Source organism: Streptomyces sp. NPDC037054, assembly GCF_055606745.1.
The window spans coordinates 393,978-405,349 of the sequence record NZ_JBVJSJ010000002.1 but is presented as its reverse complement, the minus strand read 5'-3'; the positions used below and the strand labels follow the sequence as shown (position 1 = coordinate 405,349).

General features: G+C 73.9%; 9 protein-coding genes. 8 read left to right on the top strand and 1 reads right to left on the bottom strand.

The genetic code is table 11. The features are described 5' to 3' along the window. The first annotated feature begins 15 nt into the window (after window positions 1-15). The 3 genes from ACZ7D7_RS06790 to ACZ7D7_RS06780 are packed head-to-tail and all read left to right on the top strand — an operon-like array spanning window position 16 to window position 2,599. Complete coding sequence (locus ACZ7D7_RS06790) at window positions 16-549, top strand: PadR family transcriptional regulator (RefSeq protein WP_470822876.1); 534 nt, start codon at window positions 16-18, stop codon at window positions 547-549. Then, window positions 546-1,256: an ABC transporter ATP-binding protein gene (locus tag ACZ7D7_RS06785; RefSeq protein ID WP_470822875.1), complete on the top strand. Its 711-nt coding sequence runs from the start codon at window positions 546-548 to the stop codon at window positions 1,254-1,256. The genes ACZ7D7_RS06790 and ACZ7D7_RS06785 overlap by 4 nt, the downstream gene beginning before the upstream one ends. Beyond that, entirely contained in the window at window positions 1,253-2,599 is a 1,347-nt protein-coding gene (locus tag ACZ7D7_RS06780; protein ID WP_470822874.1) for an FtsX-like permease family protein, read from the top strand. The genes ACZ7D7_RS06785 and ACZ7D7_RS06780 overlap by 4 nt, the downstream gene beginning before the upstream one ends. A gap of 76 nt (window positions 2,600-2,675) precedes the next feature. Here ACZ7D7_RS06780 and ACZ7D7_RS06775 read toward each other — a convergent pair whose 3' ends face one another. Then, on the bottom strand, window positions 2,676-3,212 hold the full coding sequence (locus ACZ7D7_RS06775) for an HNH endonuclease (RefSeq protein ID WP_470822873.1): 537 nt from the start codon (window positions 3,210-3,212) through the stop codon (window positions 2,676-2,678). A gap of 327 nt (window positions 3,213-3,539) precedes the next feature. On the opposite strand from ACZ7D7_RS06775, the gene ACZ7D7_RS06770 reads away from it, so the two are divergent. The 5 genes from ACZ7D7_RS06770 (at window position 3,540) to ACZ7D7_RS06750 (ending at window position 11,369) form a co-directional block, all read left to right on the top strand. Next, window positions 3,540-4,634, top strand: coding sequence for a mechanosensitive ion channel family protein (locus ACZ7D7_RS06770; RefSeq protein WP_470822872.1), 1,095 nt, complete (start codon window positions 3,540-3,542; stop codon window positions 4,632-4,634). Between the two features lie 189 nt (window positions 4,635-4,823). Continuing rightward, window positions 4,824-6,284: a hypothetical protein gene (locus ACZ7D7_RS06765; protein WP_470822871.1), complete on the top strand. Its 1,461-nt coding sequence runs from the start codon at window positions 4,824-4,826 to the stop codon at window positions 6,282-6,284. Window positions 6,285-6,298: 14 nt separating this feature from the next. Further along, the gene (locus tag ACZ7D7_RS06760) at window positions 6,299-7,345 is read left to right on the top strand and encodes a glutamate ABC transporter substrate-binding protein (RefSeq protein ID WP_470822870.1); all 1,047 of its coding nucleotides are present in this window, start codon (window positions 6,299-6,301) and stop codon (window positions 7,343-7,345) included. 72 nt (window positions 7,346-7,417) lie between these two features. Further along, window positions 7,418-8,758: a coiled-coil domain-containing protein gene (locus ACZ7D7_RS06755; RefSeq protein WP_470822869.1), complete on the top strand. Its 1,341-nt coding sequence runs from the start codon at window positions 7,418-7,420 to the stop codon at window positions 8,756-8,758. Window positions 8,759-8,780: 22 nt separating this feature from the next. Beyond that, on the top strand, window positions 8,781-11,369 hold the full coding sequence (locus ACZ7D7_RS06750) for a serine/threonine-protein kinase (protein WP_470822868.1): 2,589 nt from the start codon (window positions 8,781-8,783) through the stop codon (window positions 11,367-11,369). Window positions 11,370-11,372: the final 3 nt, after the last annotated feature.

Genomic DNA, 11,372 nt, shown 5'->3' with positions numbered 1-11,372 from the left:
TGCATACTGATCTTCATGAGCACCCGCCACATTCTGCTGGGGCTGCTCGCCTCGGGGCCGAGCCATGGCTACGACCTGAAGCGACGGCACGACGAACGCTTCCCGCAGGCCCGCCCGCTGGCCTACGGGCAGGTCTACACGACCCTGCAACGCCTGGTCCGGGACGGCCTCGCCGAGGTCGACGGCACCGACTCGGACGGCGGCCCGGAACGCACCGTGTACCGCTCGACGCCGGACGGCGCCGGGGAACTCGCCCGCTGGGCCGCCGAGATCGCGCCGCCCGCTCCCTTCGTGACGAACGAGATCTTCGCGAAGGTCGTCGTCTCGATCCTCGGCGGCGGCGACCCGGCCGCCTATCTGGCGGCGCAGCGCGCCGCGCACATGGCGCGGATGCGGGAACTCACGGCGGTGAAGACCGCGGGCGGCGCCGACCTGGCGACCGTCCTCTCGGCGGACTACGCCCTCAATCACCTCGACGCCGACCTCCGTTGGATGAACACCACGGCGGCCCGGCTGTCCACCCTGACCGCGGAGGTCGACGCAGCATGAACGACATGCACGCCCCGGAGCCGCTCCTCGCGGCCCGGGACCTGGTCAAGACGCACGGCAGGACCACGGCCCTGCGCGGCGCCTCGGCCGACCTGCGGGCGGGCGAGATCCTCGCCGTCACCGGCGCGAGCGGCAGCGGCAAGTCGACGCTGCTGCACTGCCTCGCGGGCATCGTCCGCCCCGACGGCGGCTCGGTCACGTACGCCGGGCAGCGCCTCGACCGCATGCCGGAGAAGCGGTTGAGCGAACTGCGCCGCACGGAGTTCGGGGTGGTCTTCCAGTTCGGGCAGCTCATCCCCGAACTGACCGCGCTCGACAACGTGGCGCTGCCGCTGATGCTGGCCGGCACGTCCCGGACGCGGGCGCGGCAGCAGGCCGGTGAGTGGCTGGAGCGGTTCGGGGCGCGCGGCCAGGGAGAGTTGCGGCCGGGCGGGATGAGCGGCGGCCAGGCGCAGCGGGTGGCCATGGCGCGGGCCCTGGTCACCGGCCCGCGGGTGGTGTTCGCGGACGAGCCGACGGGCGCGCTGGACTCGCTGGCCGGCGAGCAGGTGATGACGGCCCTGGTCCACACGGCCCGGGAGGCGGGCACCGCGGTGCTGCTGATCACGCACGACGCGCAGGTGGCGGCGTACGCGGACCGTGAGGTGTCGCTGCTGGACGGCAAGGTCGTCGCCGAGGGCGCACCGGCGCTGGAGGTGACCCCGTGACGGCGGACCTGCGGCTGGCCTGGCGGCTCGTGCAGGGCTCCGACCGGCGCGAGTGGTGGCGCATCACGCTCACCGGGGTGGGCGCGCTGCTCGCGACGGGGTTCGCGCTGGCGGCGGTGGCGGTCGGCTCGCTGCGGGGATACCACGCGGTGCCCTTCGCGGACGGCCTGCTGAACAACCCGGGCGAGCGGCGGGGCATCGTCGTGGCGCTGCTCCTGCTGCTGGTGCCGGTGCTCGGCTTCCTCGGCCAGTGCGCCCGGATCGGGGCGGTCCACCGGGACCGCCGGCTGGCGGGGCTGCGGCTCGCGGGGGCCACGCCCTGGCAGGTGCGGCGGATCGCGGCGGCCGAGGCGGGACTGGCCTGCCTGGCGGGCTCGGCGCTCGCGACCGTGTTCTGCTCGGTGCTCGTGCTGCGCCTGTGGGACGACGCGCCGGCCACCGCGTGGGCGGGGTTCGCGGCGGTGCTGGTGGCGGTGCCGGTGCTCGGGGCGCTGGTGAGCGTCGTGGCGCTGCGCCGGCTGGTGGCGTCGCCGCTGGGCTGGGTGCGCCGGTCACCGCACCGGCCGCCGGGCCGGCTGTTCCTGCTCACGCTGGCGCTGGTCCTGGGCCTGGCGGCCGTGACGTACGTGGTGACGCACCGGGGGCCGCGCGGGCCGGGGCCGGGGTCGGCGCCCGTGATGCTGTTCCCGGTGGTGGTCCTGACGGGGGCCCTGGCGCTGTGGCTGACCGGCGCCACGTCCCGGCTGACCGGCCGGGTGCTGGCCCGGCGGACCGGTGATCCGGCGGTCCTGATCGCGGCGGAGCGGCTGCGGGACAACCCCTGGGCGGCGGCCCGTACCCATGCGGCGGTGCTGCTGGTGACGATCGTCGGGACGGCGTTCGTGGGCATCCGCCAGGTGCTGCTGGAGACCCTGCACTCGGGCAAGCGCCTCGCGGAGAACCTGTCCTTCTACACCACCGGCATCGACCTGACGGCCGCCGCGATCGGCGTCGCCCTCGTGATCACGCTGTCCGGGCTGGCCGTCGGCACGGCCGAGTCGCTGGCCGCCCGCCGCCGGGGGCTGGCGGCGCAGGTCGCGGCCGGGGTGCCGCGCGCGGTGCTGGGCCGGGCGCTGCTGCTGGAGACCGCGCTGCCGCTGGCGCCCGCGGTGCTGGTGGCGGGCACCGGGGGCATGGCGATCGGCACCGGCTACGCGACGCTCGCCGACGGCGGCGGCTGGTCGCTTCCGTGGGCGGCGCTGCTGGTGCCGGTCGCGGTGTACGCCGGCTGTCTGCTGTCCGCGGCGACCGCGCTGCCGCTGCTGGGCAGGTCGGTGCGCCCGGCCGAACTGCGCTACACCTGACGGCGCGGCTCCGGGCCTCGGGGAGTCCCCGGGGCCGGGGCGCGCCGCCTCGGCAACACGAAGGCCCGGATCGTCGTCAGGCGGAGATGCCGTCGATCCGGGCCAGGGCGTCGTCCGCGCCGAACGGCTGCAGGTACGGCAGCCAGCGCGGGTCCCTATGGCCCGTGCCGATGATGCGCCAGGCCAGTCCGGTGGGCGGGGCGGGTTTGTGGCGCAGCCGCCAGCCCAGCTCGAAGAGGTGCCGGTCGGCCTTCACGTGGTTGCAGCGGCGGCAGGACGCCACCACGTTGTCCCAGACGTGCTTGCCCCCGCGGCTGCGCGGGATGACGTGGTCGACGCTGGTTGCGACGCCACCGCAGTACATGCACCGGCCCCCGTCGCGGGCGAACAGCGCCCGGCGGGTCAGAGGAACGGGCCCCCGGTAGGGAACCCGGACGAATCGCTTGAGCCGGACCACGCTGGGTGCGGGGACTGTGACGGTCGCGCTGTGCATATAGGCGCCGGTCTCCTCAAGGCATACGGCCTTGTTCTCGAGGACGAGGACGAGCGCGCGGCGGAGCGGTACGACGCCGAGCGGCTCGTACGACGCGTTGAGGACCAGGACATGCGGCACGGATGCCTCCTTGTACGCCGGCGGCGCGTGGCTCGCGCCGGGACGATCCGTAGTCAGTCTCCCCTCATGCCTGGTGGAAGCGCCACCATGTGCCGGTAACGGGCTGGGAGTGTTTTCGACCACACCTGATTTCTCCCCCTGATCACGTGCGCTTCATCCCGCCTGTTCATCCCGCGAATGAGCACAGTTCGTCCCCACTATGTGACGGCGATCCACACACGATGCCCCGTTAGTGTGGTGGAGCTGCCCTCTCGGTGACCTTCCCGTGACCTGGACCACCGTGACCCCTGGGCCGGGGGCAGTCCGCTGCACCTGGAGGTACCTGTCGTGTCCTTGTCCGCCGTCCCGCTCGCCGCCGGTCCGTCGCCGTCGCCGACCCCGTCCGAGACCTCGACGCCGGCGGTCCCCTCGCTCCGGGAGGCCCAGGAAAGCGCGACGAACGCCGCGAGCTGGGTCGAGCAGAACTGGTCGACCTGGCTGGCGATCGGGCTGCGGGTGGTGCTGATCGTGGCGATCGCGGCGGTGCTGCGCGTCATGGTGCGGCGCGCGATCACCAAGCTGATAGAGCGCATGAACCGCACCGGGCAGGGCCTGGAGGGCACCCCGCTGGGCGGCCTGCTGGTGAACGCCGAGCGGCGCCGGCAGCGCTCGCAGGCCATCGGTTCGGTCCTGCGCTCGGTCGCCAGCTTCGTGATCATGGGGACGGCCGCGCTGATGGTGCTGGCCACGTTCCAGATCAACCTCGCGCCGCTGCTGGCGTCGGCGGGTGTCGCGGGCGTGGCGATCGGCTTCGGCGCCCGGAATCTGGTCACGGACTTCCTCTCCGGCGTCTTCATGATCCTGGAGGACCAGTACGGCGTGGGCGACTCGATCGACGCGGGCGTCGCCTCCGGCGAGGTCATCGAGGTGGGCCTGCGCGTGACGAAGCTGCGCGGCGACAACGGCGAGATCTGGTACGTCCGCAACGGCGAGGTCAAGCGGATCGGCAACCTGTCGCAGGGCTGGGCGACGGCCGGCGTCGACGTGACGGTCCGCTCCGACGAGGACCTGGACAAGGTGAGGGCCACGCTCACCGAGGTCGGCGAGAAGCTGGCCAAGGAGGAGCCCTGGAACGAGCTGCTGTGGGGGCCGGTCGAGGTACTCGGCCTGGACAGCGTGCTGCTGGACTCGATGGTGGTCCGGGTCTCCGCGAAGACCATGCCGGGCAAGGCCCTGACCGTGGAGCGCGAGCTGCGCTGGCGCATCAAGCGGGCGTTCGACGCGGCCGGCATCCGCATCGTCGGTGGCCCCACCGCCGCCGAGGACGCCCCGGCCGCCGCCGACCCGACGGCCGGGGTGGCGGCACCGTCGGCCTACGCGAGCACGTCGTCGCCGCAGTCGGTGGCGGCCTCCCCGCTGTCCCCGCCGAGCACGACGAAGTAGGCGACCCGCCCCGCCGGTTCCCCGCGCACCGGACACGAGTCACCCCCGCGAGGGGAACCGAACCACCCCACCCGACGTATTCATGAGGGGGGCGCGCTGCGATCCGATCAAGATCCGGCGAAGCCCGGTGCGGATGCCGGTCCCGGCAGCGATACTTGCCGCGACGGATGACCATGGGGGAGGTCAGCAGTGACGCAGCCGCCGACGCACAGCACGGCACCACCGGGGCGGGGCACCCCCGGCACCACGCCCCCCGGCACGCCCGCCCTCCCGCCCCAGCGCACGGCCCCCACCGGGCCCCACTCGACCGCCCCCGCTCCCGCCCCCACCGTCCCCCGCCGCACCGCCTTCGCCGAGGGCACCGCCCGTCTCCGCAGGGCCGCGACCACCGAACCGGGCCGGCTGCGCATCATCGGCGCCGTCCTCGCCGCCCTGGTCGTCGCGTTCGGCGCCGTCACCGCCTGGCAGACCCACGACCGCGCGTCCGCCGCCGACGCCGTCCTGCACCGCAGCCAGCCCCTCAGCTCCGACGCGGCCGACATCTACCGCTCCCTCGCCGACGCCAACACCGCCGCGTCCAGCGGCTTCCTCGCCGGCGGCCAGGAGACCAAGGCCTCCCGCGACCGCTACGAGAAGGACATCCGCACGGCGGCCGACAAGCTCGTCAACGCCGCGGCGAACTCGGAGCCCGGCTCCCTCTCCGCGCGGACGATCGCCCGCCTCAACCGCCTCCTGCCCGAGTACAAGGGCCTCGTGGAGCGCGCCAGGACGTACAACCGCCAGGGCTTCCCGGTCGGCGGCGCCTACCTCCGGTACGCGAACGAGAAGATGCAGAAGCAGATGCTCCCGGCGGCCGAGGACCTGTACACGAAGGAGAACGAGCGCCTGCGCTCGGACTACGCGCACGCCACCCCCTACCCCTGGGCGGCGATCGGCCTCGGCGTCCTCGCGCTGGCCGCCCTCGCCTGGGCCCAGCACCGCACCTACCGCCGCACCAACCGCGTCCTGAACCACGGCCTGGTCGCGGCGACGGCCACCGCGACGGTGGTCCTGCTGTGGCTGGTCGTCGGCCACACCGTCGCCCGGTCGTCCCTCGACGACTCCTACGACCACGGCGTCCGCTCGCTGAACGTGCTGCACGACGCCCGCATCGCCTCCCTCAAGGCCAGGGGCAACGAGAACCTCACGCTCGTGGCGCGCGGCGCGGAGACGGTCAAGGTCGGCGCGCAGACGTTCGACGCCTACGACCACGACTTCCAGACGGAGATGGACGCGCTCGGCAAGGGCCTCGCGCAGGCGCGGCGCCTCGCGGACGACCGGCCGGGCGAGCAGCCGGTCGCGACGGCGGTGGGCAACATGGCGGAGTGGCGAAAGCGCCACGCCGCCGCCCGCGAGCAGGACGAGAACGGCAACTACGACGCGGCGCTGGACAAGGTGATCGGCGCGAAGGGCGCGACCGGCGAGTGCTTCGACAGCGTGGACGCCAACCTGGCCCGCGCGCTGGAGCACGAGACGCGGGAGTTCGCGTCGGCGGCCGGTGACGGCCTGGACGCGATGACGGGCCTGTCGGTGGGCGCGGGCGCGCTCGCCGTGCTGGGCGCGGCGGGGGCCGTGCTGGGCATCGGCCGCAGGCTGTCGGAGTACCGGTGAAAGGGGGCGTGACGATGGGTGCGCGACGTCTGCGGGCCGGCCTCAGGGGCTGGGGCGGTGTGGGTGCGATGGCGGTCGTCTGCGCCCTGACGGTGGTCTTCGCGCTGCTGCTGCCGCACGTGGAGCGGGCCGGCGCGGGCGGCGGGACGGACACCGGCGGCTCGGCCGTGGCCCACGGCAGCCAGGTCCGGGCGGAGGACGACTGCGCGGACCCGGAGAAGCAGACGCTGTCCCCGTCGGGCGCCGACGGCCCGACGATCGAGGCGATCAAGGGCCGGGAGGGCGAGAAGCGCAAGCTGGTCGTCGGCGTCGACCAGAACAGCTACCGCTGGGGCTACCGCAACCCCAACCGCGGCGCGTCCGGCGACCTGGAGGGCTTCGACATCGACCTGGTGCACCGCATCGCCGAGGACATCCTCGGCGACGCGGACGCCGTGCAGTTCAAGGCGATACCCACCGACCAGCGCATACCGGCGATCCAGGACGGCCGCGTCGACATGGTCGTGCGGACCATGACGATCAACTGCGCGCGCATCCGGGACGTCGCGTTCTCCGCGCCGTACTTCAAGACCGGCCAGCAGGTCCTGGCGCCCAAGTCGTCGCCGATCACGGGCTTCGACGGCTCGCTCGCGGACCAGCGGATCTGCACGGCGGCGGGCTCCACCGCGTACTCGACGCTGGAGGAGGCCCGCGAGTCGGGCGAACTGCCGATCTCGGCGGACATCTCGGCGACCGTCCCCAACCAGCTGGACTGCCTGGTGCGGCTCCAACTCGGCGAGGCGGACGCGGTGGTGACCGACGGCGCGCTCGCGGCGAGCCAGGCGGCGCAGGACCCGACGGTGCAGCTGAAGGGCGAGGCGTTCACGACCGAGTACTACGGCGTCGCGATGCGCGAGGACGCCGACGATCTGGTCCGCCGCGTCAACCGCGTACTCGTGGACTACCGCAAGGACAGCTCGAACGGATGGCAGGCGTCCTACGACAGGTGGCTGTCGGCGACACTGGGAGAGGACTCGGCGAAGTCGGAACCGCCGGCCCCGGAGTACCGGCGTTCGAGCTGACGGCACGCCGCGGGACAGGCACGCGGGACAGAGGACCAACCACCAGTCGACGACAGCAGCGAGAGGTGATCGATGGGCGTCACGGGACCCACCGGGCCGGTAATGGACCGGGACGAGGTGGACCGTGCGCTGGCGCGGCTCGGCGCGGAGCACGAGGCGATCGAGACCTCGCTGCTCGCCCTCCAGGACCACGCGGGCCGCAGACTCCTCGAAGGGGCCGCCCTCACGGGCGTCACCAAGGAACGGTGGGCGGCCACGGAGGCGGCGATCACGCTGCTGTGGGCGTACTTCGACGCGTACGCGGGCGCGTTGCGCACTGCCCGTGAGATCCGCGCGCGCCGCCGCTGGTCCAGCCGTGAGGACCTGGTGGAGCTGACCGAGCTGCTGAGCGGCGAGTCGGTCACGCTCCCGGGCGGCGCGGCGGCCATCGCGGGGGCAGCCGCGCCCGCGCCGGACGGCGCTCCGGGCCGGCTCGCCGAGCGGTACTCGCTGACGACGCTCGTGGACCGCATGAACGAGCTGTACGCGAGCTCGCTGGACATGGTCGTCGCCGCCGACGCGGTCTGGTCGGCGCTGCCCGCCCGCATCGATTTACTCGCCGCGGAGCTCCAGCGCACCCGGCAGCTCGCGCACTCCGTCGGCGTGCGCCCCGGCGAGCACCCGGCGGGCGACGACCTGGAGCGCATCACGCGCACGCTGACGCGGCTGCGCGAGCAGGTGGTGTCGGACCCGCTGGCCTTCTGGAAGCCCACCGAGGGCAGTTCGGCGCCGGGCGGCGGCCGGCCGGACACGACGGTGTACGACCGTGAGGCGCGCGCCCTGGAGGACGTGCGCCGCGAGATCGACGCGGTGCTGGAGGTCCGCAAGGACGCGGAGGCGCGCATCGTGAAGCTGCGCGACCTGCTGTCCCGCGCGGACCGCACGCTCGCCGAGGCCCGCACCGCGCGCGGCGAGGTCCTCGCGAAGATCGCCGCGACGGAGGTGCCGGTGGTGAGCGGCCCGCCGACGGTGCTCCAGGAGCAGTTGGCGACGGCGGCCGAGTACCGCAGGAACGCGCAATGGCACCGCCTGTCGCCGCTCCTGGAGGCGCTGGAGCGCAAGGCGGAGGACGAACTGCTGCGCGCCCGCGAGTCGTTGACGGCGGTCACGGCTCCCCTGGCGGTCCGCGCCGAGCTGCGCGGCCGGCTCGACGCGTACAAGGCGAAGGTCGCCAGGCACGGCCTGGCGGAGGATCCGGAGCTGGTCGAGAAGTACGAGAAGGCGCGCCGCATGCTGTGGAGCGCGCCCTGCGACCTGCGGGTCGCCGAGCAGGCCGTGCTGCGCTACCAGCACGCGGCGGCCGATCTGCTGGGCGGCGGCGCACGGGTGCCCGGCCAAGGCGGGCCCGAGGACCGCGGGGGTCCGGGCGCGTGAGCGACGACGGGGAGGCGGCGCGATGAGCGGCGCGACGAGCGGGGCGGGCAACCGGGCGGGCGGTGCCGCGGGGCGGAGCTGTCAGCGGCCCGGCTGCGAGGGCGCGTACGAGGACGTGGGCGGCGGAGAGCTGTACTGCGACATGTGCGGTCTCGCGCCGGTGGTCTCCGCGACCGGCATGGTGGGCTCGGCGCCGACCGGCATCACGGTCGGCGGCCGCGGCTCGAAGAGTTCCAAGGGCTCCAAGGGCTCGGCGGGCAGCGCCGGTTCGCGCGCGGGCAGCCGCGGTTCCCGTACGTCGTCGCAGTCGTCGAGGTCGCGGCGTTCGGTGTCGGGACGGCTGTCGCGTTCGGTGTCGGGGCGGTCCACGAGCCGTTCGGTGACGGTGCGCAGCTCCGGTTCGGCGGCCGGTTCGTCCTCGCGGGGGCGGCTCGGCGCGGGGCTGGTGCAGGTGCCGCCGATCCCCCGGCCCGACCCGCGCGCGATGGTGCTGGACAACCCCGAGGTGCCCGAGCGCAAGCGGTTCTGCTCGCGTTCGGACTGCGGGGCGCCGGTGGGGCGGGCGCGCGGCGACCGGCCGGGGCGCACGGAGGGCTTCTGCACCAAGTGCGGCCACCCGTACTCGTTCGTGCCGAAGCTGCGGGCGGGCGACGTGGTGCACGGGCAGTACGAGGTGGTGGGCTGCCTCGCGCACGGCGGGCTCGGCTGGATCTACCTCGCCGTGGACCGTGCGGTCTCCGACCGGTGGGTGGTCCTCAAGGGCCTGCTGGACACCGGCGACCAGGACGCGATGGCGGCGGCGATCTCCGAGCGGCGGTTCCTCGCGGAGATCGAGCACGCCAACATCGTGCGGATCTACAACTTCGTGGAGCACCTCGACCAGCGCACCGGCTCCCTCGACGGCTACATCGTCATGGAGTACGTCGGCGGCAAGTCGCTGAAGGAGATAGCCAACGCCCGCCGCACCCCCCAGGGCCGGCGGGACCCGCTGCCCGTGGAGCAGGCCTGCGCGTACGGCATCGAGGCGCTGGAGGCGCTCGGTCATCTGCACAGCCGCAACCTGCTGTACTGCGACTTCAAGGTCGACAACGCGATCCAGACCGAGGACCAGCTGAAGCTGATCGACATGGGCGCGGTGCGCAGGATGGACGACGACGAGTCGGCCATCTACGGCACGGTCGGCTACCAGGCGCCGGAGGTCGCGGAGGTCGGCCCGTCGGTGGCGTCCGACCTGTACACGGTGGGCCGCACGCTCGCCGTCCTCACCTTCGACTTCCAGGGCTACACGAACGTCTTCGTCGACTCGCTGCCCGACCCGGACCACATCGAGGTGTTCCGGCGGTACGAGTCCTTCTACCGGCTGCTGGTGCGGTCCACGGACCCCGATCCGGCACGCCGGTTCGCCTCCGCGCAGGAGATGGCCGAGCAGCTGACGGGCGTGCTGCGGGAGGTCGTGTCCCTCCAGACGGGGCGTGCCCGGCCCGCGCTGTCGACGCTGTTCGGACCCGAACTGAGGGTGACCGACAGCGAGTTGTTCCCGAGGCTGGACGGCGAGGTGTCCCGGCTGGGCGCGCGGTCGACGGGCGGCCGGGGCAGACCCGGCGGCCGGGGCGGTTCCCCGGGGTCCGCGCACGTAGCGCTCGTGGCCGGTGCGCCCGCGGGTGGGGGTGGCCTCGTCAAGCCGGTCGCCACGCCCGCCGCGGGGCTCGCGCTGCCGGTGCCGCGGGTGGACCCGGCCGACCCCGACGCGGGTTTCCTGGCGGGCCTGATGACGTCAGCGCCGGGCGAGCTGCTCGCCGCGCTGGCGGCGGCGCCGTCGCCGTCCGTCGAGACCCGGCTGCGGCAGATCCGCGCCTGGCTGGAGAACGGCGAATCCTCCACCGCGCTGGAGGCCCTGCGGCACGTGGAGGAGGAACGGCCCGACGACTGGCGGGTGATCTGGTACCGGGGCGTGGCCTCGCTGGTCACCGGCGACCACGAGGGCGCGGCGCTCGCCTTCGACGCGGTGTACGACGCCTTTCCGGGCGAGCCCGCGCCGAAGCTGGCCCTCGGCCTGTGCGCCGAGGTACTGGGGCAGTTGGACAACGCCGCCGAGTACTACGGCCTGGTGTGGGCGACCGACCCGAGCCATGTGAGCGCCGCGTTCGGCCTCGCGCGCGTGCAGCTCGCGGCCGGGGACCGGCGGGCTGCCGTACGGACGCTGGAGTCGGTGCCGGAGTCGTCCATCCACTACACGGCGGCCCGCGTGGCGGCCGTACGGGCGCGGCTGCGGCAGCGGACGGCCGCGGCCGGTGACGTACCGTTCCTTGACGACCTGTCGGCCGCCGCCGGGCAGGTCGAGGCGCTGGACGCGTACGGGCTCGACCCGGCGCGGCGCGAGCAGTTGTCGGTGGAAGTCCTCGGCTGCGCCCTGGACTGGGTACTCTCCGGTGGCCAGGGTTCCGCCCCGGCCGCCCGGCGGGTGCTGCTCGGCAGCGAGCTGGACGAGCGGGGCCTGCGCTTCGGCCTGGAGCGTTCGTACCGCATGCTGGCACGGCTCGCGCACGGCGGCGAGGAGAGGATCGACCTGGTGGAACGAGCCAACCGTTACCGCCCCCGGACGTGGGTGTAATTG

What these genes read in the sequence shown, in the direction of transcription:
- ACZ7D7_RS06755 (WP_470822869.1), top strand. Translation starts at nt 7,418, where the DNA reads ATGGGCGTCACGGGACCCACCGGGCCGGTAATGGACCGGGACGAGGTG.
- ACZ7D7_RS06750 (WP_470822868.1), top strand. Translation starts at nt 8,781, where the DNA reads ATGAGCGGCGCGACGAGCGGGGCGGGCAACCGGGCGGGCGGTGCCGCG.
- ACZ7D7_RS06785 (WP_470822875.1), top strand. Translation starts at nt 546, where the DNA reads ATGAACGACATGCACGCCCCGGAGCCGCTCCTCGCGGCCCGGGACCTG.
- ACZ7D7_RS06790 (WP_470822876.1), top strand. Translation starts at nt 16, where the DNA reads ATGAGCACCCGCCACATTCTGCTGGGGCTGCTCGCCTCGGGGCCGAGC.
- ACZ7D7_RS06760 (WP_470822870.1), top strand. Translation starts at nt 6,299, where the DNA reads ATGGGTGCGCGACGTCTGCGGGCCGGCCTCAGGGGCTGGGGCGGTGTG.